The sequence below is a fragment of the Shinella sp. CPCC 101442 genome (assembly GCF_024704725.1).
Taxonomy (GTDB): domain Bacteria; phylum Pseudomonadota; class Alphaproteobacteria; order Rhizobiales; family Rhizobiaceae; genus Shinella.
On record NZ_JALIQS010000006.1, the window covers coordinates 242,787 to 267,852 of the forward strand.

A 25,066-nucleotide genomic window follows, 5' to 3' on the forward strand; every position below is an offset into this window, starting at 1 on the left:
AGATTTATTCTGCCGGTTCCGTCGCAAGCTGCGCCTCGCGGCTGCACACCGCGCGATACCAGGCATAGGAGAGGATCGCCATCAGGCCCATCAGGGGAATGATCGTGCCGAAGGCGAAGAGCGGCATGCCGATGGCGGCGGCGATCAGGCCGGCGATGAAACCGGAGCCCATCTGGATGAAGCCCATGGCGGCGGAGGCGGAGCCTGCGATATGCGGGAAGGGCTCCATGGCGGCGGTCATCATATAGGGCATGACGAAGGCGATGCCGAAGGCATAGAGGCCGACAGGGCCCATGACGCTGATGAAGCTCGGGGTGTCCACGAGATGCGAGGCGAGCGCGATGAAAACGCTGGCGACGCCGATGAAGCAGAGACCGGCCGGCACAAGCCGGTCGGGTGCGAATTTGCGCATCGAGAGGCGCACCGCGACGGTGCCGGCGAAGAAGAAGCCCGACTGCATCAGCATGCCGACGCCGAACTGGGTCGGCGTCAGGCCGACGCGGTCGATCAGCACGAAGGGCAGCATGGTCGCCTGGCCGTAGAGCGCGCCGACGGCGCCCGCCATGACGAGCGTGGCGGAGACGAAGCGGCTGCTGGCGGCAAGGTCGCCATAGCCCCGCAGGATCGGGCCGATATGGCCCTTGGCCGGATCGGGCGTTGTCGTCTCGCTCATGCAGAAATAGACCGCCCCGCAGGCGGCAAGCGCAAAGCCGACCATCAGGAAGAAGATCGACTGCCAGCCGAACAGGCCGAGCGCGAAGCCGCCGAGCGTCGGCGAGATCGCCGGGCCGATGGCAAGCATCATGCCCACCATGTTCATGATGCGGGCGGCCTTGGTGCCGGTGAACTGGTCGCGCACGATGGCGCGCGAGACGGTCATTCCGACGGAGGCGCCGATGCCCTGGACGAGGCGTCCGGCGAGCAGCACGCCGACCGTGGGCGCGAAGGCGGCCATCAGGCTGCCGACGAGATAGACGGCCATGAAGATCAGCGTCGTCTTGCGGCGCCCGAGCACGTCGGACATGGTGCCGGAAACCAGCTGCGCCAGCGCGAAACCGGCGAAATAGAGCGACAGCGTCAGCTTGATCGCCGATTCCGTCGAGGAAAAGGCATGCACCAGCTGTGGCATGGCCGGCGTATAGAGCGCCATGGAAACCGGACCGAGCGCCACGAGGAAGGCGGCGATGATGCTGGTGCGCCGTTCGCTCATGCGCGGCAATGTCATTGCGCCAGTTCTTTCACGAGGTTCAGCGCGGCGCTGTCTTCTTCCAGGGCGGACAGGTTGGCGCGCAGCCGCTTCAGCTTTTCGCGCATCGCCTCGAGGTCCTGTTCGCCGATGCCGCTCGTCACATGCCGCATCAGCTCGATCTGCTCGTCGCGGATGTTGCTGATCAGCGCGCCGGCGGTCAATGTCGTGTAGATCAGCTTGGCGCGGCGGTCGGACGGGTCCGGGCGGCGTTCGATGAAGCCGAGGCTCTGCAGCCGGTCGAGATAGGTCGAAAGCGTCATCGGTTCGATGCCCATGCGCTGGGCGATATCGAGCTGGCGGCTGCCTTCCAGCGTGGCGATACGCACGAGCGTGCGGGCTTCGCCTGGTGTCAGCCCGAGGCCGGCGGTGGCGATACGGCGCTCGAAGGCGCTGCGGAGCATGCGGGCAACGTCGATGAGGACGAAACCGAGAGAGTCGGGATCGGGTCTGGAGGGCATGTTCACTTTCTAGCTTATTATAAGCTTAACTTACTATAGGGTGCCCAAACAGACAACTGTCAAGCTAGAGCCGCATTGCATGGCTGCTCTGCGAAACGGCAGATGCACCCTTGACGAAACACGCCGCCCGGATTGGAATGTCTTGCGATTCAAGGGGATTTCTTCATGACCAGCTCGATGCTATTCGGCGCCTTCATGGCTGCCTTGCTTTACGTGCTTATCCCGGGCCCGGCGTTTCTCGCGCTTCTCGGCATCGGGGCGGGACAGGGGCGCAAGGCGGGCGCGCTTTTCATGGGCGGGCACCTTGCCGGCGACCTGCTCTGGTCGACCCTGGCGCTGGTCGCCATCGTCGGCGCCAAGACGATAGGCACCATGGTGTTCGACGTGCTTGGCCTGTTGTGCGGTTTTTATCTCGCCTGGATCGGCTGGTCGGCGCTGCGTGCCAAGCCGCGGCAGGATGGCGGGGCCGTCATGACCGTCGAACGACCGCTGCGCCGCGGCCTCGTTTTCGGCCTTACCAATCCCAAAGGCTATCCGGTGGCGCTGGCGACGTTCACGGCACTGCTCGCGGGCTCCTCCAATGCGCTTGATTTCGATGCGTTGCCGGCGCTTCTCGGCGTCTCCTTCTTCGGCTTCCTGATGGCGGACATCATCCTGATCGGCATCATCGGCGCCGGCATGGTGCGTCGTTTCTATCGCCGGCATGAGCTGGCGATCGTGCGCATGTCCGGCCTGCTCTTCATGGGCTTTGCCGTTCAGGCCGTCTGGCACGCCGCCCCCGGCCTGTTGGGCTGGCGCAAACCCTAAAGCATGTCCGGCCGGAGCGGCTTCGCTTCGGCGGCAGGGAAGCGGATCGTCACGCGAAGACCCCGCTCGTTCGTGCCGCTTTCCAGTGCCATGGTCGCCTCGAAGAGGGTTGCGATTTCCTCCACGATCGGCAGGCCGAGGCCCATGCCGGGTGCATCGCGGTGTTCGCCGCGCGAAAACCGCTGGCGCACGAGGCTGCGGCGCTCGGGTGCAATGCCCGGACCGTTGTCCTCGACGGTGAGCAGCACGGCATCGGCGGCCCGGCGCACGCTCACGGTCACGATCGCGCCGTCGCCGGCATAGGCCAGCGCATTTTCCACGAGATTGCGCAGCAGTTCGCCGAAAAGCAACGGCTCGGCGCGGGCGAAAGCCGGGCCGTCGCCTTCGTAGCCAAGGTCGATGCCGGCTTCGGCGGCCGAAGGCACGCGGTCGGCGGTGAGCTGCTGGGCGAGAGCGGCGATATCGATCGGGGCGGGCTTCTGCGGCTCGTTGGATCCCGCCGCATCGATCTTCGCCATGAGCAGAAGCTGGGCGAGGATGCGCTCCGCATGGGCGACGGCGGCATCTCCCTTGCGGGCCGCCTCCTGCGCCTCGGCAAGCGTGCCGGCACGGCTGGCGAGCGCCAGCTGCGTGCGGATGATGGCGAGTGGCGTTCTGAGCTGGTGGCTGGCATTGCCGGAGAAATGCCGGAGCGCATCGAGTGCCGATTGCAGGCGCACCATGAAGGAGTTGACGGTCTCGACGAGGCCCTGAACCTCGCTCGGCACACGGTGCTCGATCGGGTGCAGGTCGTTCGGGCTGCGCTCGGCGATGGCGTCGCTGAGGCGGTAGAGCGGACGCAGAGACACGGTGACGGCGATCCAGACGATGGTGGCCGCACCCGCGATCATCATGGCGAGGCGCAGTGCCGAGCGGATCAGGATCGCCTGGGCGAGCTGTCGGCGGGCGATGGTGGTTTCGGCGACGGTGACGGCGAAGGGCACGGAGTTGATGCCTGTCGAGGCCGAGCGCTGCAATACGGCGATGCGGATCGGTTCGCCGCGGAAGGTTGCGTCCTGGTAGGCGGTCGATTGGCCTTGCATGTCGGCAATTGTCGGCAGCGTCTGGTAACCGGTGATGAACCGCCCGGGCGGGCCGTCGACACGGTAGAAGACGCGGTCCTGCGCGGCCGAGGTCAGCATTTCCAGCGCGACATAGGGAATGTCGACTTCCAGTGCACCATTTTCCGCCACAACGACGCGCTCCGCGATGGCGAGCGCCGAGCCGGCGAGCACGCGGTCGGAGACGACGTTGGCGGTCTTGACGGCCTCGCGATAGGTGTCGATCAGGGCGACGATACCGATCACCGCCGTCGAGACGAGCAGCCAGGCGAGCAGGCGGCGACGGAGGGAGGAGGCAGGAAAGAGGGTCAAGCGACAGGCGCCTTGTCGAGGTAGTAGCCGATGCCGCGGGCGGTGCGCACGGTCAGCCCATGTGGGGCGAGGCGTTTCCTGAGCCGGCTCACATATTGTTCGATGGCATTGGCGGAGAGATCGTCGTCGAAGGCGGCGAGCGATTGCATGATCGCCTCCTTGGCGACCACCTTGCCGGCGCGCATGAAGAGGATTTCGAGCAGGCCGACTTCGCGGGCGGGAATATCGAGCGGCGCGCCCTCGGCGGAAAACGTGCGGGAATTGAGATCGAGCGCCACGGCGCCGAAGGTGATGGCGGAGGAGCGCAGGCCGGCCTGCCGGCGCAGCAGCATGCGCACGCGCGCCTCGAATTCCGAGATGTCGAACGGCTTGATCATGTAGTCGTCGGCGCCGAGATCGAGGCCGCGCACCCGTTCTTCCGGTGCGCCGCGGGCGGTCAGGATCAGCACCGACGCCTTGTCCTTGCGGGCGCGCATGGCGCGCAGCACGTCGAGGCCATCCATTTCCGGCAATGTCAGGTCGAGGATGACGAGGTCGAAATTTTCCGACGCGATGGCCGCATCCGCAGACGCGCCGTCGCGCACCAGGTCGACGGCATGGCCGGTCCCCTTGAGGATGGCGGACAGGCCGTCCGCCAGGGCTTCGTTGTCCTCGACCAGTAGAATGCGCACGCGTTTCGTCCTCCCGCCAGGACCTTAGCGGCGCCGCGCGCACTTGTGAACGGGCGTGCGCTTTGGCAAGGTCGCGCCATGCGTCTTGTCCTCACCCTTCTCCTGCTTCTTGCCGCGCCGCTTGCCGCCTTCGCCAATGCGACGTCGTATCCCGCCAAGGATGGCAACGCCGACGCGCCTTTGCTTGTCGTGTATTCCTCGCTCGACGAGCCGCTTGCCCGGCCGATGATCCGGGGTTTCCAGGCGGCCAATCCCGATGTCGCCGTGCGCTATGAGGAAATGCTGACCGGCGAGGTCCACGACCGCATCGTGCGCGAGACTGATGCCGGCGAAAAAACAGCGGATTTCGCCTTCTCCTCGGCGATGGACCTTCAGGTGAAGCTGAGCAATGACGGCTACGCCCAGCGCAGCGACCTGCCGATGAGCGAGCGCTGGCCGCAATGGGCAAACTGGCGCAACACGGCCTATGCGCTGACCTTCGAGCCGGCCGTCTTCGTCTACCACAAGCCGAGCTTCAAGGATGAAAAGCCGCCCGCCTCGCGCGCCGAATTCGTCGAATACCTGAAACGGCAGGGCGAGAAGGTCTATGGCCGCATCGGCACCTATGACATCGAGCGTTCGGGGGTCGGCTTCCTCTTCATGGCGCGCGATCAGGAGCAGTTCGGTGATATCTGGACGGTGATCCAGGCGATGGGTGCGGCCGGCGTCAAACTCTATTCGACCAGTTCGGCGATCCTGGAGCGTGTCGCCGACGGACGCTTCGTTCTCGGTTACAACATTCTCGGTTCCTACGCGGCGGACTGGGCTTCGCGCGATCCGAATGTCGGCATCATCCTGCCGAAGGACTATACGGTCGTCATGTCGCGCATCGGCCTTGTGCCGCAGGCGGCGGCGTCTCCCGAACTCGGCCGGCGCTACCTTGCCTTCTTCATGTCGAAGGAGGGCCAGGAGATCCTGTCGCGCGAATTGCAGATCGCGGCCGTCAGCCCCGAAGTCTCCGGCTCCAACACCGCGCGTACGATGAACGCGCTGCTTGGCGCGCAGCTGAAGCCCGTGCCCGTCAGCCCCGGCCTCATGGTCTATCTCGATCAGGTGAAACGGGCGCGGCTGATTGCCCGCTGGAACGAAGTTCTACGCACGCAATAAGTTCGGTTTTGCGCATGCAATAGCCCGTTTTGCCACTCGACAACCGACATCGGCGTCCCATGTCAGTTAGATGTCAGCTTCTTGTGCTGGTTTAGGGCTCTTCATCGTCCGTGGAGGCGGATGGAAGACCGGGAGGAGACTTCAGCCGACATTTGTGCGCCCACGAACCGATGTGTTCGTGCCGGTGTGGTTGGCCATCCTCTCGTCACAAGCAACGACGCGCGAAAAAAACGCGCCTGACGGAGGACACACTCTTGAAACATTTCTTCCTGGCATCCCTGATTGCCGGCGCCATGGCGCTTCCGGCCTTTGCCGCCGATTATTCGATCATCGCACCGGCAGGTCCCGGCGGCGGCTGGGACCAGACGGCCCGCTCGCTGCAGACGGTTCTGCAGGATGAGAAGATTTCCGGCAGCGTCCAGGTGGTGAACGTTCCGGGCGCCGGTGGCACGATCGGCCTTGCCCAGTTCGCCAGCCAGAATTCCGGCAATCCGAACGCGCTCATCGTCGGCGGCTACGTCATGGTCGGCGCAATCCTCACCAACCAGTCGCCGGTGACCCTCAAGGACGTCACGCCGATCGCCCGCCTGACCGGCGAGTACGAAGCGATCGTCGTTCCGGCCGCGTCGCCGATCCAGACCATGGACGATCTCGTCAAGGCGCTGAAGGCCGATCCGGGTGCCGTTTCCTGGGCTGGCGGTTCGGCCGGCGGCACGGACCACATCGCAGTCGGCCTGATCGCAAAGGCAGCCGGCGTCGACCCGACCAAGATCAATTACATCGCCTATTCCGGCGGTGGCGAAGCGCTTGCCGCGATCCTCGGCAACCAGGTGACGGCCGGCATTTCCGGCTACGGCGAGTTCGAAGCCCAGGTCAAGGCCGGCACGCTGCGCCTGATCGCCATCTCCAGCGCCGAGCGTGTCGAAGGCATCGATGCCCCGACCATCAAGGAAGGCGGCCTCGACGTCGTCGTCGAAAACTGGCGCATGGTTGCCGCAGCTCCGGGCCTTTCGGCCGAGCAGGTTGCCGCGGTCAATGCCGATATCGAAAAGGTTGTGAACTCCGACGCCTGGAAGGGCATCTTGAAGACCAAGGGCTGGCAGAACACCTATCTCGCCGGTGACGCCTTCAACGCCCAGCTCGACAAGGACATTGCTTCGACCGCAAGCATCCTCAAGGACATCGGGCTCGTCAAATGAGCGAGGTCCAGTCCTCCAACGAAAAGCGCCGCCCTGACAGGGCGGCGCTGGTCATCGCACCGGTCCTCTTCATCATCGCTGCCGTGATCTGGTGGGATGCCGGCCGCCTTGCGGAGATGAGCAACTATTCGCGCATCGGCCCCGCCACCGTGCCGCATGTCGTCGCCATCGGCCTGGCGCTGCTCGCCATCTGGACGGCGTTTGAAGCCTGGCGCGGCGATTTTCCCGAGCGCGAACCGATCGAGGTGCAGCCGGTGGTCTTCATCGTCGCGGGCCTTGCCGGGCAGATGCTCCTGCTCAAGACCGCGGGTTTCTCCATTGCGACGGGCGTGCTGTTCGCGCTGACGGCCTTCGGTTTCGGCCGGCGCAAGCTGTGGATCTCGTTGCCGATCGGCATCGCCTTCAGCTTCGTCGTCTTCATCATCTTCGGCCGCTTCCTGCAGCTCTCGCTGCCTGCCGGGCCGCTCGAGCACCTGTTCTTCTGAGGGCCTGACAATGGGTACTTTCGAATTCCTGCTGCAGGGCATCGCCATCGCCGCGCAGCCGATGAACCTGCTCTATGCGCTGATCGGCGTCACGCTCGGCACCGCCGTCGGCGTTCTGCCCGGCATCGGCCCGGCACTGACAGTCGCGCTGCTTCTGCCCGTCACCTACAAGCTCGATCCGGCCGGATCGCTGATCATGTTTGCCGGCATCTATTACGGCGGCATGTATGGCGGTTCGACGACGTCGATCCTGCTCAACACGCCGGGTGAAAGTGCCTCGGTCGTCACCGCGCTCGAAGGCAACAAGATGGCCCGCGCCGGTCGCGGCGGCCCTGCGCTCGCGACGGCGGCGATCGGCTCCTTCGTCGCCGGCCTGATCGCGACACTCGGCCTTGCCTTCATCGCGCCCTTCGTCGTGAAATTCGCGCTCTCCTTCGGCCCGCGCGAATATTTCGCGCTGATGGTGCTCGCCTTCGTGACCGTCTCGGCCGCTTTCGGCGATTCGACGCTGCGCGGCCTTACCGCCCTCTTCGTCGGCCTCGCTCTTGCCGTCATCGGTATCGACCAGCAGACCGGCCAGGCGCGGCTTTCCTTCGGTATTCCCGACCTGCTCGACGGCATCGAGGTGACGACGCTTGCCGTTGCCATGTTCGCCATCGGCGAGACGCTCTACGTCGCCTGTCAGGGCTCCCGCATCCCCGAGAAGGTGGAGGCGGTCAAGGGTTCGGTCTGGATGAGCAAGCAGGACTGGGCGCGCTCGTGGAAACCGTGGCTGCGCGGCACGTTCATCGGCTTCCCGATCGGCGCCATGCCGGCCGGCGGCGCGGATATTGCAAGCTTCCTGTCCTATTCGACGGAAAAGCAGTTCTCCAAGCACAAGGACGAGTTCGGCAAGGGCGCCATCGAGGGCGTTGCCGGTCCTGAAGCGGCGAACAATGCATCCGCTGCCGGCACGCTCGTGCCGCTGCTCTCGCTCGGCCTGCCGACGACGGCGACGGCGGCGATCATGCTCGCCGGCTTCCAGCAATACGGGCTCCAGCCCGGCCCGCTGCTGTTTGCCACCAATCCGCAGCTCGTCTGGGGCCTCATCGCCAGCCTGCTGATCGCCAACTTCATGCTGCTGGTGTTGAACCTGCCGCTGATCGGCCTCTGGGTGAAGCTTCTGACGATCCCCAAGCCCTGGCTCTATGCCGGCATCCTGCTGTTTGCAACGCTCGGCACGATCGGCGCCAATCCGTCGGTGTTCGAGCTTGGCATGCTGCTCACCTTCGGCCTGCTCGGCTTTGCCATGCGCCTCTTCGGCTATCCGATCGCGCCTGTCGTCGTCGGTCTCATCCTCGGGCCTATGGCGGAACAGCAGCTGCGCCGCGCGCTGGCAATCAGCCAGGGCGATGTGACCTCGCTGTTTATGTCGCCAATCGCCGCTGTGCTCTTCGTGCTGGCCGTGCTCGCCGTCGTCGTGCCGCTCATCCTGCGGGCGCGCGGCAAGGGTGAAGTTCTCTCGCAATTTGCAGCGAACGAAGACTAGATCTCGGTTCCTCCCGGGATCGAAAGCAGTGCAGGCCGGAAACCCTCGTTTCCGGCCTGCATTCGTTGCATGGCTGGGCTGACAAACCGTCAGTTGTTCTTTCGGGCCGCAAGCATCATCTTCTGCTCGTAAGCTAAAACAGAAAGCGAGCAATCAAATGACCACCCTCCGCAACTCCTTCGCCCAGGGCTTCTTCGGCCGGGCCTTCGCCGTACTGAGCGCTGCCAATGCAGCCGCCGCGGCTGTCGAAGGGCACCGCCGCCCGAAGGAACGCGACCTGAAGACGCTCGGCATCAACCCTGCCGACTTCCCGCGCGTCTAACGCGAAGTATAGAATTCTCTGAATGAAAAGGCCCGCTGATCGCAAGATCAGCGGGCCTTCTGTGTTTTGGGATTTGCGTCCGTTTTGATCTCACTTTGTTGGACGCTGTCTCTCTCTCTATCGTCATGGTCGGGCTCGACCCGACCATCCGCGCGACGCCCGCGGCCTGGATCCTCGGGTCAGGCCCGAGGATGACGGAGGAGAGGGTTTCAAAGTGCAATGGCCGGCCGCCGAAACGGCCGGCTCAATGTTCGTTACGCGTTGTTCTCGCCAAGCTGGGCCGACACGCGGTCCGAGCCGTGGCCGGCATGGCTGCCCAGTTCGCGTTCACGCCTGTTGTAGCGGATCGACGACCAGAGCGAGATACCGATCAGCGTTGCGCCACCAAGGCCGGTGATGACTTCCGGAATGTGCACCAGCGTCTGGAAGTACATGACGACCGACAAGACCAGGATCGCGTAGAACGCGCCGTGCTCCAGGTAGCGGTATTCGGCAAGCGTGCCCTTCTCCACCAGCATGATCGTCATCGAGCGCACATACATGGCGCCGATACCGAGGCCGATGGCGATGATGAAGAGGTTCTGCGTCAGCGCGAAGGCGCCGATGACGCCGTCGAAAGAGAAGCTGGCATCGAGCACTTCAAGATAGATGAACGCGCCGAGGCCACCCTTGGCCGCTTCCGACATCGCCTTCTGCGAGGCATCGAGCAGGCCGCCGACGACTTCCACTGCAAGGAAGGTCAGGAGGCCGTAGATGGCGGAGAAGACGAAGGTATTGGCGTCTTCACCCTCGAGCAGGTTCGAGAAGACGAGGATGAGCGCGAGAACAAAGGCGATCTCGATGCCCTTGACGGTCGCCGAACGGGCCATGTGCTTCTCGATGAAGCCGATCCAGTGCACGTCCTTCTCATGGTTGAAGAAGTAGGTGAGGCCGACCATCATCAGGAAGGTGCCACCGAAGGCAGCAATCGGCAGGTGGGCGTCGTTCATGATGCGGGCATATTCCGCAGGCTCGCGCGCGGCGAGAATGATCGCTTCGATCGGGCCGATGCGGGCGGCGATGACGACGATCAGCAGCGGGAAGACGATACGCATGCCGAAGACGGCAATCACGATGCCCCAGGTCAGGAACCGGTGTTGCCAGACCGGCGTCATGTCCTTCAGCTTGTTGGCATTCACGATTGCGTTATCGAAGGAGAGCGAAATCTCCAGAACCGCGAGAACCGCGCAGATGAAGAAGACGGTCGCCATGCCGGCGAGCGTGCCTTCGGTCTGCCAGCCGAGCAAGGCGCCGAGCGCCAGGCCGATGACGGTGGAGATGATGGCCCATTTCAGGTAGGAAAGAGTGGTCTTGCCTTCGCCGTTGCCGATCATGACAGCGCCTCCATGCTGGAGGAAATGCGGGAAGCGAGGTTGTGCATACCACAACGGGCATGCGGGTAAGGCATGGTCAGGATTTTCATGTGCGTTTGAATCCGCCGGCTAATTGCTGGCGGTACCGACATCACGAGAGCGCCGTAAAAACTCTCGCCAGAGGGGCCCGGCACCAGGGTTCACCGCGGCAGGATGTCAAAAGCCGCGATAAGGGCTGTTTTCACCGAAGTTGCCCTCCACGTCAAGAGGCAGGGTGCCGCATCGCCCTCAACGCGTTTGCGCGACCCCTGTTCCCTTATTTTCTGCCGGCGCCCTGTACCAACACGCTGCTCCGTTCCTATATTCGCCGCACAGTGATTTGCCAGAAGGAACCGCCCGCATGACTGAAACGCGCATCGATCCCGCCCTCGTCGAGTGGACCGGCCTCAACGGCCTGCCGCGTTTCGATCGCGTCAAGGACGAGGCCTTTGCCGCGGGCTTCGATGCGGCGCTGGTAGCGCATGAGGCGGAGATCGACGGGATTGCCAACAACGCGGAGCCGGCAACCTTCGAGAACACGATCGTCGCGCTGGAAATTGCCGGCGACCAGTTGTCGCGCGTCTCCGCTCTGTTCTGGAGCCGGGCGGGCGCCAACACCAACGACACGATCCAGGCGCTGGAACGCGAGATTGCGCCAAAAATGTCGCGGCACTATTCGAAGATCGGCACCAATGCCGCACTCTTCCAGCGTATCGATGCGCTGTGGGAAGGCCGCGACGCACTGAACCTCTCGCTGGAGCAGACCCGCGTGCTGGAGCGGCACTGGAAGGGTTTCGTGAAATCCGGCGCCAAGCTCGAAAAGCCGGAGCAGGAGCGGTTGTCGACGATCAACGAGACGCTCGCCGGGCTCGGCGCGAAATTCGGCCAGAACGTGCTGGCCGACGAGAAGAGCTGGGTGCTGTTCCTCGACGAGGGCGATGCGCTCGACGGCCTGCCGGATTTCCTGAAGGATGCCATGGCATCCGTGGCGCGCGAGCGCGGCGAGGACGGGCGCTATGCCGTCACGCTGTCGCGCTCGATCATCGAACCCTTCCTGACGTTTTCGGCGCGCCGGGACCTGCGCGAACAGGCTTTTCGTGCCTGGGTGGCGCGCGGCGAGAACGAAGGCGAGACGGACAATCGCGGTATCGTCAAGGACACGCTGGCGCTGCGGGCGGAAAAGGCGGGCCTGCTCGGCTACGAGAACTTTGCCGCGCTGAAGCTCGACAACACGATGGCGAAGACGCCTGACGCGGTGAACGGGCTCCTGATGCAGGTTTGGGAAAAGGCCGTGGCGCGGGCGCGGGAAGAGGAGGCGGACTTGGCGGTGCTCGTCGCCGACGAAGGCCGCAACCACGCGGTCATGCCGTGGGACTGGCGCTATTACGCGGAAAAGCTGCGAGCGAAAAAGTTCAACTTCTCCGAGGCCGAGCTGAAACCCTATCTCCAACTCGAAAAGATCATCGACGCCTGCTTCGACGTTGCCGAGCGGCTGTTCGGCGTCCGGGCGATCGAGAAGAAGGATGTGCCGGTCTATCATCCTGACGTGCGCGTCTTCGAGATCCGCGACCGCGACGACAAGCTTGTCGCCATGTTCCTCGGCGATTACTTCGCCCGGTCCTCCAAGCGCTCGGGCGCCTGGATGAGCTCCTACCAGAGCCAGCACCGGCTGCCGCTTGCGAACGGTTCGATCGGCGAAATCCCGATCATCTACAATATCTGCAACTTCGCCAAACCCGCCGAGGGCAAACCGGCGCTGCTGTCGATCGACGATGCGCGCACGTTGTTCCACGAATTCGGCCATGCGTTGCACGGCATGTTGTCGGACGTCACCTATCCGTCGGTGTCGGGCACCGGCGTTTCGCGTGACTTCGTCGAATTGCCCTCGCAGCTCTACGAACACTGGCTGACGGTACCGGAAATTTTGACGCGCTATGCCGTGCACTACCAGACCGGCGAGGCGATGCCGGCAGCGCTGCTCGACAAGGTGCTTGCCGCCCGCACCTTCAATTCCGGCTTCGCGACGGTGGAGTTCACCTCTTCGGCGCTGGTCGACATGGCGTTTCACACGCGCGGCGCCGTCGAGGATCCGATGGCGGTGCAGGCCGAGGTGCTGGAAAAGATCGGGATGCCGGCGTCCATCGTCATGCGCCATGCCACGCCACACTTCCAGCACGTCTTCTCCGGCGACGGCTATTCGGCCGGCTACTATTCCTACATGTGGTCGGAAGTGCTGGACGCGGACGCCTTCGCCGCCTTCACGGAAACCGGCGATGCCTTCAACCCGGCCATGGCCGAGCGGCTGAAGACCTATATCTACGCCGTCGGCGGTGCCGTCGACCCGGAAGACGCCTACAAGGCCTTCCGCGGCAAGCTGCCGAGCCCGGAGGCGATGCTGGAGAAAAAGGGGTTGGCGGCTTAGGGACGGCCCATCGCCGTCATCGTCCCGTCACTGAACTTTCGGTGAATCGTCATCGTCCCGTTACCGGACTGACATGGCCGGGACTCATGGTCTGCCCGCCTGGCGTTTCGATTCGCGGGTCAGGCCGGAGGTGGCATGGCGATTGTTCCGGAGACGCTGACGCGGCGTTCTTTCCTTCTGACCGCAGGGGCCGGCGCGCTTGCGACGTCCTCGGCGCTGGCGGTGCCCTATTATGCGCGGCGTCATGGCAGCCCGGTCTTTTCCCACGGTGTGCAGTCGGGCGATGTCGATTGTTCGTCCGGCATGGTCTGGGCGCGGGTCGACCGGCCGGCCGAGGTGACGCTGGAATATTCGACCACCGAGAGTTTTCTCGATGCGGCACGCCTGCCGTTGCAGAAAGCGACGATGGGCACGGACAACACCGTCAAGGCGATGCTGCAGGGCCTGCTGCCGGACCAGGATATTTTCTATCGTTTCACCGCAAGCGATCCCTATTCCAGCCATCTGATCTCCGAGCCGGTCGTCGGACGCTTCCGAACGGCGCCGATGCGCAAGCGCTCGGTGCGTTTCGTCTGGTCTGGCGATACGGCAGGCCAAGGCTGGGGCATCGACGATGTCGGCATGAAGACCTATTCGACCATGCTGCGCCACGAGCCGGATTTCTTCATCCATTCCGGCGATACCGTCTATGCCGACGGCCCGATCCCGGACGAAATTCCGCTGCGCGACGGCGGCGTGTGGAAGAACCGCATCGTGACCGACGAAAAACGCAGCGTGGCGCGCACGCTGGAAGAATTTCGCGGCCAGTGGAAATACAATCTGCTCGACGACCACCTGCTGTCCTTCAACACCCAGTGCCCGACCTTCTTCCAGTGGGACGACCATGAGGTTTTGAACAACTGGTCGGAATCGAGCGACCTGACCGGCGATCGGCGCTATCCGGACAAGGATATCGGTGTCTACGAGGAGCGTGCGCGGCGTGCCTTCCATGAAATGACGCCAATCCGCTATTTTCCCACCGAGCCCGGCCGCATCTTCCGCAAGGTCGCCTATGGCCCGCTGCTCGATGTGTTCTTCGTCGACCTGCGCTCCTATCGCAGTCCCAACCGGGGTGGCACGGAAAACGGCCTGTTCGGCTGGCGGCAGGCGGACTGGCTGCGCCGAGAGCTGGCCGCCTCTCAAGCCGTCTGGAAGGTCATCGCCTGCGACATGCCGCTCGGCCTCGTCATCTGGGACGATTATGCCAACAGCCTTGGTTATGAGGGGGTTGCGGACGGTCTCAACGGTCCGCCGGCGGCGCGCGAGCGCGAAATCGCCGACCTGCTTTCCTTCATGCGGGAGAATGCGATCCACAATGTCGTCTGGCTGACGGCGGACGTGCACTACACCGCCGCGCACCACTACGACCCGTCGCGCGCAAAATTCCAGGAGTTCAATCCGTTCTGGGAATTCGTCTCCGGGCCGCTGCATTCTGGAACCTATGGGCCGAAGCCGCTCGACATGACCTTCGGGCCGGAAGTCCGCTTCATCAAGTCTTCGGCGGGCGGTATCGACAGCAATCTGCCGCCCTCCGCCGGCCTGCAATTCTTCGGTCTGGTTGACATCAACGGGTCGAGCGAGGAGATGACCGTGCGGCTGATGGACCGGGAGGATCAGGAGCTTTGGCGCGTCGTGCTGCCGCCCGTGCGTTCATCATGATGCGAAGCCCTGCGCCATCGGAGCAACAGAGTTGCGGTCCGCCCCTTTCGCATTTGCGGAAAAACATGTAAGAGCCCGGCCATTGAAGACGGCGCCCTCATACCCTGCGCGCCCCGAACCTCAGAGATTAAACCATGTCTATCCGCAATATCGCGATTATCGCGCACGTCGACCATGGCAAGACCACGCTCGTTGACGAGCTTCTCAAGCAGTCCGGTTCGTTCCGTGAAAACCAGCGCGTCGCCGAGCGCGTGATGGACTCCAACGACATCGAAAAAGAACGCGGCATCACCATTCTCGCCAAGGCGACCTCGGTGGAGTGGAAGGGTGTTCGCATCAACATCGTCGACACCCCCGGCCACGCCGACTTCGGCGGCGAAGTCGAGCGTATCCTCTCGATGGTGGACGGCGCGATCGTTCTCGTCGATTCGTCTGAAGGCCCGATGCCGCAGACCAAGTTCGTGGTCGGCAAGGCGCTCAAGGTCGGCCTGAAGCCGATCGTCGCGATCAACAAGATCGACCGCCCGGACGGCCGTCACGAGGAAGTGCTGAACGAGGTCTTCGACCTCTTCGCCAATCTCGACGCCACCGACGAACAGCTCGACTTCCCGATCCTCTACGGTTCGGGCCGCAACGGCTGGATGAACGTCAATCCGGAAGGCCCGCAGGACGAAGGCATGGCGCCGCTGCTCGATCTCGTGCTGAAGCACGTGCCGGAGCCGACGGTTGCCGACGGTCCGTTCCGTCTGATCGGCACGATCCTCGAAGCCAACCCCTTCCTCGGCCGCATCATCACCGGCCGCATCCATTCCGGCTCGATCAAGCCGAACCAGGCCGTCAAGGTTCTCGGCCAGGACGGCAAGCTCATCGAAACCGGCCGTATCTCGAAGATTCTCGCCTTCCGCGGCATCGAGCGCACGGCGATCGACGAAGCCCATGCGGGCGACATCGTCGCCATCGCCGGCCTTTCCAAGGGCACGGTTGCCGACACGTTCTGCGATCCGGCGGTCACCGAGGCCATGACGGCGCAGCCGATCGACCCGCCGACCGTCACCATGTCCTTCATCGTCAACGACAGCCCGCTCGCCGGTACCGAGGGCGACAAGGTGACGAGCCGCGTCATCCGCGACCGTCTGTTCAAGGAAGCCGAAGGCAATGTCGCGCTGAAGATCGAAGAGGCCGAAGGCAAGGATTCGTTCTACGTCTCCGGCCGCGGCGAACTTCAGCTTGCCGTTCTGATCGAGACCATGCGTCGCGAAGGTTTTGAGCTTGCCGTGTCGCGTCCGCGCGTCGTCATGCACAAGGACGAGAACGGCACCACCATGGAGCCGATCGAAGAAGTCGTCGTCGACGTCGACGAAGAGCATTCTGGCATCGTCGTGCAGAAGATGTCAGAGCGCAAGGCCGAGATGACGGAGCTTCGTCCGTCGGGCGGCAACCGTGTTCGCCTGAAGTTCCTGGCGCCGACCCGCGGCCTGATCGGCTACCAGTCGGAACTCCTGACCGACACGCGCGGCACGGCTGTCATGAACCGCCTGTTCCACGACTACCAGCCCTTCAAGGGCGCCATCGGTGGTCGCGTCAACGGCGTTCTGCTGTCGAACGCTTCGGGCGAAGCCGTCGCCTATGCCATGTTCAACCTCGAAGACCGCGGCCCGATGATCATCGAGCCGGGCGAAAAGGTCTATGCGGGCATGATCATTGGCATCCACTCGCGCGACAACGACCTCGAGGTCAACGTGCTCAAGGGCAAGCAGCTCACCAACATCCGCGCCGCCGGCAAGGATGAAGCGGTGAAGCTGACCCCGCCGATCCGCATGACGCTCGACCGCGCGCTGTCGTGGATCCAGGACGACGAACTGATGGAAGTGACGCCGAAGTCGATCCGTCTGCGCAAGATGTTCCTCGACGCCAACGACCGCAAGCGATTCGACAAGCAGCGTGCGGCCGGCGCCGCCTAAGCGCGTCTTCCCGAAACGGGACAATAGTGAACCCCGGTCGCAAGGCCGGGGTTTTTCATGTGTGTGCCATCGTTTTACGACTTGTGACGTTTGTTAAAAAAGCGTTAACTTTTCCGGGTGCCATCCGGAACACGCCTGTGGGCAATGGAGGCCTTCGTGTAGGCGCGGGATTCCGGTGGAATCGGTGCGGGAATAAGAGTGGTGTTATGAAGACACTGTCGATCGATGTGCGGCGCGCCGAGCCGCAGGACGCGCGCGCGATATCCGAGACGCATCGGGTATCGTGGCTGCAGGCCTATGGCGGCCTCATTCCGCATATCCCGCTCAACCAGATGGTCGACCGCCGCAACGAGACCTGGTGGCGCAAGGCGACGCGCGGCCCCGCGACGCTGCTCGTGCTCGATGTCGCCGGCACGGTGGCCGGTTACGCCACGCTCGGCCTCAACCGCGCCCGCGCGCTGCCGCAGGAAGGCGAGATCTACGAACTCTACCTGAGGCCCGAATACCAGGGCATCGGTCTTGGCCGGCAGCTGTTCGGCGAAGGGCAGCGGCTTTTGAAGTCGCTCGGCTGCAATGGCATGATCGCCTGGTGCCTGGAGGACAGCGAACACGCCGACCGCTTCTTCCGCTCGGCCGGTGGACGCGACATTGCGGAGGGCATGGAGAATTTCGGCGACAAGGAATTGAAGAAGGTCGGCTTCGTCTGGCCTTGAGGCTTTCCACTTACTCCACCATGTCAGGCAACGTGCGTGACGGCTCGCCTGCCAGCTTTCCCCGTTTGCCATGCCATTGCGGCCCGCTCGTGCCGCAGACGAAGCCGGCGGCTTCTTCATCCGCCACCATGCGGGCGCGCGTGTTGGCATCCTTGTTCTCAAGCGCATCGACATAGCCGACGACGCAGCTCACCGGATTGGCCTTCGTGGCGACCGTGGAGACGACGAGAACCTGGCCTGTCCTGGAATTGGCTTCGCCCGTCGTTTCCGGATCGGCGATGAACCAGCGCACGATGGTGCCGAGCGGTGCGCCGTCCGCGCCAAGCCGCCATTCGATCTTGGCGCCCGTGTGATTGAACGGCCCGAAGGTCTCGAAGGCTTCGTCGAGATAGGCCTTGCTGACCGGGCCATAGGCAATGCTCTGCCGAAGGTCGCCTTCCTTGAAGTAGACGGGGAGATCCTTGTAGCCGGCGCATCGCAGGCTGACGCTCGCGCCTTCCTCCACTTGCGACAGCGTCTTGCAGGCATCGAGGTCGCGCTCCGTATAGACGCTCTCGTTGGCCTGCGCGGCGACGGCCGTCGAGGCGGCGAGGGCGGTGGAAAGAAGAAGGGGTATCAGGCGCATGGAACGGTCCTCCGGTCGGAAGGAAGACGGCACATCCGGCCTGTCTATTCGAAAGTCATGTTGCGCCGCAGCGGGATTCGCTTTAGGAAGCCCGAAAATCACTGTATCTCACTGAGGGAGCCCCCATGCGTATCGATGCGATTTCCGTTGGCAAGAATCCGCCTGAAGACGTGAACGTCATTGTCGAGGTGCCGGTCGGCGGCCACCCGATCAAGTACGAAATGGACAAGGAAGCCGGCGCACTCGTCGTCGACCGTTTCCTCTACACGCCGATGACCTATCCGGGTAACTACGGCTTCGTGCCGCACACGCTTTCGGAAGACGGCGACCCGATCGACGTTCTGATCGCCAATACCCGTCCGCTCGTGCCGGGCTGTGTGATCAATGTGCGCCCGATCGGCGTTCTGGTCATGGAAGACGACGGCGGCAAGGACGAGAAGATCATCGCCGTGCCGGTGCCGAAGCTGACGCGCCGCTACGACAAGGTCGAGAACTACACCGACCTGCCGGAGATCACGCTCAAGCAGATCGAGCACTTCTTCACGCACTACAAGGACCTGGAGCCCGGCAAGTGGGTGAAGATCGCCGGCTGGCAGGATGTCACCGTTGCCAAGAAGATGATCCTGGAAGCCGTCGAACGCTACAACGCATCGAAATAAGCGCAAGCGCGCTTTCGGGCCTGAAAACAGCATCCTCCGGGTCGCCAGCGATCCGGAGGATTTTTTATGCTGAAGCGATGGTCACAGAACGGCAGGCGCCAGAACCGTGCGGATGATCTGTTCGAGGAAGAACAGGATGACGAGCACGACGAGCGGCGACAGATCGACGCCGCCGAAATTCGGCAGGACGCGGCGGATCGGGCGATAGATCGGTTCGGTCAGCTGGTAGAGCGAGCGGCCGATGGTCGCGATCACCTGATTGTTCGCGTTGATGACATTGAAAGCGTAGAGCCAGGAAAAGATCGCCGAGGCGATGACCAGGAACCATGCGATGCTGATGATGAACAATAGGGTGTTGATGACCGCTATCATTGACGTCTCCAATTGGTTTCGTCCCGACATGTAGCCATTGCCGGCCCCGCCAGCAAGGCCGGCGCCGGACAGTGCGGCAACATGTTTAATGTTGGGGCTCAGGCTTCCTGAAAAATGCGGTCGAGGAAGGATGTCATCCAGAGACGCAGCGCCGTGTCGTGCAGCAGGCGTCCGTCGAGATGCAGGCTGCCGATCTGGGCGCCCGGCAGTTCGAAGCGATGCGCGCCGCGCACGACCCAGCGGTGCATCATGGCCAGCGTCAGTTCACCATGGAACTGGATGCCCCAGGCATTGTCGCCATAGCGGAAGGCCTGGTTTTCGTAGTGGTGGCCGGTGGCAAGCAGCGTTGCGCCGACCGGAAGATCAAAACCTTCCCGGTGGAACTGGTAGACCATATCGGGCCAGGGCATCAGCGCCGTCCCGGCCTCGGTCGCCTGCAGGGGATACCAGCCGATCTCGGTCCAGCCCTCCGTGTGCCCGAAAACCGTGCCGCCGAGATTTTTCACGAGCATCTGCGCGCCGAGACAGATGCCGAGAAAGGGGCGGTTCTCCTTGAGCGGGACGTGCAGCCAGTCGATTTCCTCGCGCATATAGGGCTCGTCGTCATTGGCGCTCATCGGCCCGCCGAAGACGACGGCGCCGGCATGCTGCTCCAGCGTTGCCGGCAGGGGATCGCCGAGCACGGGGCGGCGAATGTCGAGTGCATGACCCATCTGCTGCAGGATCTGGCCGACACGCCCGGGGCTGGACGTCTCCTGATGCAGCACGATCAGGACCGGGCGTTTGGTGCGCGGCTTGTGTGGGAAATCGAGCATGGCTCAGACCTCGTCCGGCTCCTGCTTTCCGGCCGACGCGCCCACACGCTCGGCCACTTCCTGCCGTTTCATGATGCGCTCCCGGCCGGAGACGCCGAGCAGGTCGGCGATGCGCCAGATGGCATGGTCCTCCATTTCGCTGCGCTCGCCATCCGCATAGACGATTTCCCAGAGCAGACCGATGAGGCCGACGCGCTGTTCTTCCGAGAGCTCGCGCTTCAGCTCGGAGGTAAAGCGGAAGAAATCGATCGCCTCGCTCTCCGCGTCGGCGCCGGCATCGACCAGCGCCTCCAGTTCCTTTTCGTCGACGCTGTAGAGCTCCTTGAAATGGTCGCGCAACGCCTTCTTCTCGATATCCAGCACCTTGCCATCCGCTTCCATCACCTGGATGCAGAGGGCCATGACCGCGACCCGCGGATCGTCGGCGGCGAAGGACGGTTTGCTGTCGCCACCGGAAAGGCTCGCCAGAAACTGCTGCAAGCGTTCAAACATCGATATTTAAGCCCCGTTCCCTCAAGCTTTCAGAACAGTCTGAAGCCGCTTGTGCCGTCCCGTTTCACAGCCGCGCCGTCCTTGACACCCGGGTCGTCCGGCATGCCAAAGAAAGGACGCTCCTCATTCTCTGCCGGTGCTGTTTGCTTGGCAGTCTCCACCTTGGCAGGGATCGGTTCGACGACCGCCGTCACCACGACGGGTTTTTCGACCGGCGTCTTCTCTGCCTTGACCACCTCTTCGATCCTGACGGCTGGCTTCGCCTCGATGGCGAGCGGCGGCAGGGTACGGATCGCCTCGTCGACGGCGTCCGTCGAACCCTCCTCGACGGGTCCTTCCAGCGCGCTGACGGGTGTCTTCCATTCGAAGGCGTCGAGACGGCCGGTAACAGGCGAGATGGCGCGCCATTCCGGCGCGGTAATGCCGTCGGCGGTCCAGGCGGGATCGCGCGGGGCCTTCAGCGCCTGGTTCATCCAATGGCGGATGCGGCCCTGGTCGCCGGTCTCGGCATCCTCGATATCGGCCAGCAGCAGGAAGGCGCTTTCGCGCGGCGACAGGCGTGCGGCGGCCTCGGCCTTTGCACGGGCAAGCGTGAAGTTCCGGGTTTCCAAAGCCGCTTCCGCAACGGCATAGAGCGCCTCGGCATTGTTCGGACGCAGTGCTTCCAGCTTTTCCGCCCGCTTTAGCCGGTCGGCGGCCGAATCGCCGCTGCGGGCACGGACATAGAGTTTTGCCACGTCGCCATGTGCCGTCGTCTTCCAGAGCCTTTCCAGGATGGAGGCGGCCTTGCGCAGATTGTCTTCACGCAGATAGGCCCTGGCCTCGATAAGCCCTGCCGGCACGAAATTCTCGTCGAGCTTCAGCGCCTGGTGCGCATCGTCGCGCGCACCCTTCGGGTCCGCGTCGAGCCTGGCGCTGGCACGGGCGGTGAGGAGAACGGCCTTGCGGCGGGCATAGGCCTTCTTCTCTTCGGCCGAACCGGAGCGGCCGTCGCCGAGCAGTTTCAGCGCTTCGTCCCAGTCGCCGGCCTCCGAACGGTATTCGAGGGCCGCTTCCGTCGCCCAGGGCAGCTGCGGCGCCTTTTCGGCGGCACGTTCGGCATATTGCCTGGCGGCTTCATTGGCGCCGAGGCGACGGGCTTCGAGATAGAGGCCGCGCAGGCCAAGCTCCCGTGTCTCCGGGTCGTCCGCCATCAACTCGAACTTCTTGCGCGCATCGTCGTAACGGCCCTCGATCATGGCGGCCTGCGCTTCGAGCAGATGGATGAGGGGTTCCTGATCCGCGCTGAGGAGGCCCTTGGTGCGGCCGAGCATTTTGCGAGCACCTGCGGCGTCGCCGGCGCCGGCGGCGATCAGGCCGGTCGAGAGCGCCTGATAACCGCGATCGCGCTTGCGGGCGCGAAAATAGCGCTGGATCGAGTGCGGCGAGGTCCAGACGACACGCACGATCCACCAGGAAAGCATCACGGCGGCGATCAGCGAGACGACCAGCGTGGCGGCGACCATCAGGCTCATGTCGGCGCGCTGGCCCTGCCAGATGATGGAGAGTTCGCCGGGACGGTCGGCAAGCCAGGCAAAACCGGCGGCGAGGGCGAGAACGAAGAGGGCGAAGACCAGAATGCGAATCATGAAGCCGTTCTCCTCAGCCCTGGTTGCCGGTGATGGCGCCGGAAACGGCGCTGCCGACCAGGCCTTCGACGGTAACGCGCGTGTCGAGCTTGCGCTTGTAGTCGGCCGCCGCGGCCTGGCCGTTTTCCGGCAGGGTCTGCCATTCGATCTGGGCGCCCTTGAAGTCACCGTTCTGCAGCTTGTTTTCGATGCGCGCGACGACGGCTTCGGGCGTATCGCCCTCGATGCTGCCGACGGGGCGCACGCGGATGGCCGAGGTAGCGCTCGACATCAGGCGGTTGAAAATGCCCTGGTCGCCGTCCGGCTGATGCACGGCGTCGAGAATGGCGTCGGCCGTGCCCTGGAAATCGCGCACGAGATCGGAACGCGAGGCGACGCCGATGGCCGCATGCTCGCGCAGCCCTGCCACGGAGGGATCATCCGGGGCGATGCTGGCAAAGGCTTCGAGTTCCGCGAGATAGGGGCCGCCGCGGTCGATGGCGGTCTTCAAGGCGCTTGCCGCGACGGCCCGCGCCATCTCGACGTCGCCGCGCGGTTCGTCGAGCTTCTGCTCGGCGGCGGCGATGCGCTCGGTCAGCTGGCTTTCCGTCGCGCTGACGGCTTCGGTGGTGCGGGCGATGGCGTCGCGCAGCGCCGCAAGCTCCGTCGTCAGGCGGGTCACGTCGGCTTCGAGCTTGCTGACGGTCTCGGGGTTGCCGCTCGCCGCGCTTCCCGCTTCGCCGGAGCCCCTTTCGAGCGCGGCAATACGGGTTTCAATGGGCTGGAGATCGACGGTGCTTGCTGCCGGTGTTTCGGCAAGGCGCGCCTTGAGGGCCTCGACCTCATTGGAAAGGCCGGTAAGGGCGCTGGTGTCGCCCACGCGCTCCGGGCCGAGAGCGGGCAGGTAGCCGCCATATTGCAGGCTGCCGGCGCCCAGAAGGGCGATCAGGCCGCCGAGAATGCCGGCTGCGAGCGGGCCCGCATTGCCGCGATGTGCGGGCGGTGCGGTCTGGGTGTAGACGGTTTCCTCATAGGTCGGGCGGGCCGGTTCGACCGGCTCCTGCTTTTCCTCAACGGTTTCGGGTTTGGAAGGGGTGGCGTCCGCCGTTGCCGTTTCGGCTGCCCCGATCTCCGCTTCCGCCTTGTCCTCGGCGGCCAGCGCTTCGCTGCTGTCGGACGCCGGAACCGCTTCGAGATCGATCGTCACGGGTTCGTCACTGGCCTTCTTGCGGCGGGACGGGGTTTCCGGTTCCATGGCGATCTCCTCGCGTTCATGTGCATTGCCTTAAACCTAGACAGCGAAGCCAGCGAGGGAAAGACCCTTGCGGCAATTTCGTCCGTGGGCCGCCTCCGCCTAGAGAAGATCGAGCAGGCTTTCCTCGTTCGGAGCGGAGGCGACGACGGTGAGTGCGGCAAAGCGCTGCGGCACGGCTTTGGCGACGTTGGCGCTCATGCACAGCATCAGTGTGGAGAGAAACCGTTCCGGGGTTTCGGCAAGCGGCGAGAGTTCGAAGAAGGTCCGGGCGGTTTCGCGCGAATAGAGCAGCACGGCATCCGGCACGGGCTTCAGAAGCACGGCTTCGGCGTCGGAGCGCTTCGGGATGATGGGCGCCATGCGGTAGCATTCGGCGGTGCGCAGCGGAATGCCGGCCTCCTTGAGCCGCGCCTCGAAGCCGGGCGCGCGGGGGTGGCCGGCGAGATAGAGGATCGGCTCGGCCGGCATGCCGAAATCCCGGCAATGCGCGACGATCATGTCGGCGAGGCCCTTGCCGTCGCCGCCGGGCGTCAGCACCGTTCGGAAGCCCGCATCTGAGGCTGCCTGTGCGGAGACATGTCCCACGGAAAAGACGGTTGTCAGCAGATGACGGTCGAGTGCCGGGCCGATCTTGCCGAGCAGGCGCGCCACTTCCGCACTGGTGATGGCGATGGCCGAGTGGCGTTCGGCAAGGGCTGCGCGCGCGGCCTCGACATCGTGTTCGGCCTGGGCAAGCGGCAGCGCTACCGGCTCGTGGCCGAGAGCCGCGAGCTTGCGCGCGGTGCGGGCGGCAGCGAGTGCGGGCCTTGTGACGAGAACGCGCAAGGCTCAGCCCCAGCTTTCGAAGAAATCCGCCCCCGCCTTGGCGCGGATCGCCTGCCCCGCCGCTTCGCCGAGGTCAGCGGCGCGACCTGCGGCGCCGCTCGTTTCGATTTCGTGGAACCGGATGCCATCGGGCGTCAGGATCATGCCGCGGAACTGGAGGTGATCGCCCTCGACGGTCGCATAACCGGCGATGGGCGTGCGACAGGAGCCGTCGAGCGTAGCGAGAAAGCCGCGCTCGCAGGAGACGGCCGCCCGTGTCGCGTGGTCGTCGATGGCGGCGAGGAGGTTGTTGATGCGGTCGTCGTCGACGCGGCTTTCGATGCAGATCGCGCCCTGCGCCGGGGCCGGCGGGAAGGAGACGGGATCGAGAAGTTCGGTCGGCACATCGAGCTTGCCGAGGCGTTTCAGGCCCGCATAGGCCAGCAGCGTCGCATCTGCCTGGCCTTCGGCGAGCTTGGCGAGGCGGGTATCGACCTGCCCACGGAAGACGATGACGTCGATGTCGGGCCGGAGCCTGCGGATGAGCGCCTGGCGACGCAGCGAGGCGGAGCCGACGGTGGCGCCCTTCGGCAGGTCGAGCAGGCGTCTGGCGGTGCGGCCGATGAACGCGTCGCGAATGTCCTCGCGCGGCAGGTAGGCAGAGAGGTGCAGGCCCTCCGGCAGTCTGGTCGGCATGTCCTTGGAGGAGTGCACGGCGAAGTCGAGTTCGCCGGAGGATAGCTGTGTCTCGATTTCCTCGGTGAACAGGCCCTTGCCGCCGATCAGCGCCAGAGAACGATCGGTGATGCGGTCCCCCTTCGTCGAGAGGACGACGACCTCGAACATCTCTTCCGGCAGGCCATGCGCCGCCATCAGGCGTGCGCGCGTCTCGTAGGCCTGGGCGAGCGCCAGCGGGCTGCCCCGGGTGCCGATCCTGAAAGGTTTTGTTTGCATCCGCCTTGATCCATTGTTACC

General features: G+C 64.3%; 24 protein-coding genes. 11 read left to right on the top strand and 13 right to left on the bottom strand.

Annotated elements, in window-relative coordinates:
* Nucleotides 1–4: 4 nt before the first annotated feature.
* Together MUO32_RS21865 and MUO32_RS21870 are read right to left on the bottom strand one after the other, a co-directional pair.
* On the bottom strand, nt 5–1,225 hold the full coding sequence (locus tag MUO32_RS21865; RefSeq protein WP_257950498.1) for a multidrug effflux MFS transporter: 1,221 nt from the start codon (nt 1,223–1,225) through the stop codon (nt 5–7).
* Nucleotides 1,222–1,707, bottom strand: a complete 486-nt coding sequence (locus tag MUO32_RS21870; RefSeq protein ID WP_257950499.1) for a MarR family winged helix-turn-helix transcriptional regulator — start codon at nt 1,705–1,707, stop codon at nt 1,222–1,224. Before MUO32_RS21870 ends, MUO32_RS21865 begins: the two co-directional genes overlap by 4 nt.
* 165 nt (nt 1,708–1,872) lie before the next feature.
* Between MUO32_RS21870 and MUO32_RS21875 the strand changes: the two genes are divergently transcribed.
* Nucleotides 1,873–2,514 (top strand): LysE family translocator, encoded by a 642-nt coding sequence (locus MUO32_RS21875; protein WP_257950500.1) that lies wholly within the window; start codon nt 1,873–1,875, stop codon nt 2,512–2,514.
* Here the strand turns inward: MUO32_RS21875 and MUO32_RS21880 are convergent.
* A complete protein-coding gene (locus MUO32_RS21880; RefSeq protein ID WP_257950501.1) occupies nt 2,511–3,926 on the bottom strand; it encodes a sensor histidine kinase in 1,416 nt (471 codons plus the stop codon). The two genes, MUO32_RS21875 and MUO32_RS21880, sit on opposite strands and share 4 nt — an antisense overlap.
* Nucleotides 3,923–4,597, bottom strand: a complete 675-nt coding sequence (locus MUO32_RS21885; RefSeq protein ID WP_257950502.1) for a response regulator transcription factor — start codon at nt 4,595–4,597, stop codon at nt 3,923–3,925. Before MUO32_RS21885 ends, MUO32_RS21880 begins: the two co-directional genes overlap by 4 nt.
* 78 nt (nt 4,598–4,675) lie before the next feature.
* Between MUO32_RS21885 and MUO32_RS21890 the strand changes: the two genes are divergently transcribed.
* The 5 genes from MUO32_RS21890 to MUO32_RS21910 all read left to right on the top strand — a co-directional run bounded on the left by MUO32_RS21890 (nt 4,676) and on the right by MUO32_RS21910 (nt 9,277).
* Nucleotides 4,676–5,743, top strand: coding sequence for an ABC transporter substrate-binding protein (locus MUO32_RS21890; protein ID WP_257950503.1), 1,068 nt, complete (start codon nt 4,676–4,678; stop codon nt 5,741–5,743).
* A 254-nt stretch (nt 5,744–5,997) separates the two neighbouring features.
* On the top strand, nt 5,998–6,942 hold the full coding sequence (locus tag MUO32_RS21895; RefSeq protein WP_257950504.1) for a tripartite tricarboxylate transporter substrate binding protein: 945 nt from the start codon (nt 5,998–6,000) through the stop codon (nt 6,940–6,942).
* Nucleotides 6,939–7,427, top strand: coding sequence for a tripartite tricarboxylate transporter TctB family protein (locus MUO32_RS21900; protein WP_069060736.1), 489 nt, complete (start codon nt 6,939–6,941; stop codon nt 7,425–7,427). The genes MUO32_RS21895 and MUO32_RS21900 overlap by 4 nt, the downstream gene beginning before the upstream one ends.
* 10 nt (nt 7,428–7,437) lie before the next feature.
* Nucleotides 7,438–8,955, top strand: a complete 1,518-nt coding sequence (locus tag MUO32_RS21905) for a tripartite tricarboxylate transporter permease (RefSeq protein WP_257950505.1) — start codon at nt 7,438–7,440, stop codon at nt 8,953–8,955.
* A 157-nt stretch (nt 8,956–9,112) separates the two neighbouring features.
* Nucleotides 9,113–9,277 (top strand): hypothetical protein, encoded by a 165-nt coding sequence (locus MUO32_RS21910; protein WP_171902425.1) that lies wholly within the window; start codon nt 9,113–9,115, stop codon nt 9,275–9,277.
* A 254-nt stretch (nt 9,278–9,531) separates the two neighbouring features.
* On the opposite strand, the gene MUO32_RS21915 is transcribed toward MUO32_RS21910, so the two are convergent.
* Nucleotides 9,532–10,650 (bottom strand): DUF475 domain-containing protein, encoded by a 1,119-nt coding sequence (locus MUO32_RS21915; protein ID WP_069060738.1) that lies wholly within the window; start codon nt 10,648–10,650, stop codon nt 9,532–9,534.
* A gap of 379 nt (nt 10,651–11,029) precedes the next feature.
* Here MUO32_RS21915 and MUO32_RS21920 point away from each other — a divergent pair, with 379 nt between their 5' ends.
* The 4 genes from MUO32_RS21920 (at nt 11,030) to MUO32_RS21935 (ending at nt 17,462) form a co-directional block, all read left to right on the top strand.
* Nucleotides 11,030–13,090, top strand: coding sequence for a M3 family metallopeptidase (locus MUO32_RS21920; protein WP_257950506.1), 2,061 nt, complete (start codon nt 11,030–11,032; stop codon nt 13,088–13,090).
* Nucleotides 13,091–13,225: 135 nt separating this feature from the next.
* Nucleotides 13,226–14,788: an alkaline phosphatase gene (locus tag MUO32_RS21925; protein ID WP_257950507.1), complete on the top strand. Its 1,563-nt coding sequence runs from the start codon at nt 13,226–13,228 to the stop codon at nt 14,786–14,788.
* Between the two features lie 134 nt (nt 14,789–14,922).
* Entirely contained in the window at nt 14,923–16,749 is a 1,827-nt protein-coding gene (typA, locus tag MUO32_RS21930) for a translational GTPase TypA (RefSeq protein WP_257950508.1), read from the top strand.
* 206 nt (nt 16,750–16,955) lie between these two features.
* Nucleotides 16,956–17,462, top strand: coding sequence for a GNAT family N-acetyltransferase (locus MUO32_RS21935; RefSeq protein WP_257950509.1), 507 nt, complete (start codon nt 16,956–16,958; stop codon nt 17,460–17,462).
* A 10-nt stretch (nt 17,463–17,472) separates the two neighbouring features.
* Here MUO32_RS21935 and MUO32_RS21940 read toward each other — a convergent pair whose 3' ends face one another.
* Entirely contained in the window at nt 17,473–18,087 is a 615-nt protein-coding gene (locus MUO32_RS21940) for a hypothetical protein (RefSeq protein ID WP_257950510.1), read from the bottom strand.
* A 125-nt stretch (nt 18,088–18,212) separates the two neighbouring features.
* Here MUO32_RS21940 and ppa point away from each other — a divergent pair, with 125 nt between their 5' ends.
* Nucleotides 18,213–18,746: an inorganic diphosphatase gene (gene ppa, locus MUO32_RS21945; RefSeq protein ID WP_257950511.1), complete on the top strand. Its 534-nt coding sequence runs from the start codon at nt 18,213–18,215 to the stop codon at nt 18,744–18,746.
* An 81-nt stretch (nt 18,747–18,827) separates the two neighbouring features.
* Here ppa and MUO32_RS21950 read toward each other — a convergent pair whose 3' ends face one another.
* The 7 genes from MUO32_RS21950 to hemC all read right to left on the bottom strand — a co-directional run bounded on the left by MUO32_RS21950 (nt 18,828) and on the right by hemC (nt 25,045).
* Nucleotides 18,828–19,118, bottom strand: a complete 291-nt coding sequence (locus MUO32_RS21950) for a YggT family protein (RefSeq protein ID WP_257950512.1) — start codon at nt 19,116–19,118, stop codon at nt 18,828–18,830.
* Nucleotides 19,119–19,216: 98 nt separating this feature from the next.
* A complete protein-coding gene (locus tag MUO32_RS21955; protein WP_257950513.1) occupies nt 19,217–19,933 on the bottom strand; it encodes a glutamine amidotransferase in 717 nt (238 codons plus the stop codon).
* A 3-nt stretch (nt 19,934–19,936) separates the two neighbouring features.
* Nucleotides 19,937–20,425, bottom strand: coding sequence for a TerB family tellurite resistance protein (locus tag MUO32_RS21960; protein ID WP_257950514.1), 489 nt, complete (start codon nt 20,423–20,425; stop codon nt 19,937–19,939).
* Nucleotides 20,426–20,454: 29 nt separating this feature from the next.
* Complete coding sequence (locus tag MUO32_RS21965; RefSeq protein ID WP_257950515.1) at nt 20,455–22,053, bottom strand: heme biosynthesis protein HemY; 1,599 nt, start codon at nt 22,051–22,053, stop codon at nt 20,455–20,457.
* Nucleotides 22,054–22,066: 13 nt separating this feature from the next.
* The gene (locus MUO32_RS21970; RefSeq protein WP_257950516.1) at nt 22,067–23,287 is read right to left on the bottom strand and encodes a COG4223 family protein; all 1,221 of its coding nucleotides are present in this window, start codon (nt 23,285–23,287) and stop codon (nt 22,067–22,069) included.
* A 99-nt stretch (nt 23,288–23,386) separates the two neighbouring features.
* Nucleotides 23,387–24,112, bottom strand: a complete 726-nt coding sequence (locus tag MUO32_RS21975) for a uroporphyrinogen-III synthase (RefSeq protein WP_257950517.1) — start codon at nt 24,110–24,112, stop codon at nt 23,387–23,389.
* 3 nt (nt 24,113–24,115) lie between these two features.
* On the bottom strand, nt 24,116–25,045 hold the full coding sequence (gene hemC, locus MUO32_RS21980) for a hydroxymethylbilane synthase (RefSeq protein ID WP_257950518.1): 930 nt from the start codon (nt 25,043–25,045) through the stop codon (nt 24,116–24,118).
* Nucleotides 25,046–25,066 lie beyond the last annotated feature (21 nt).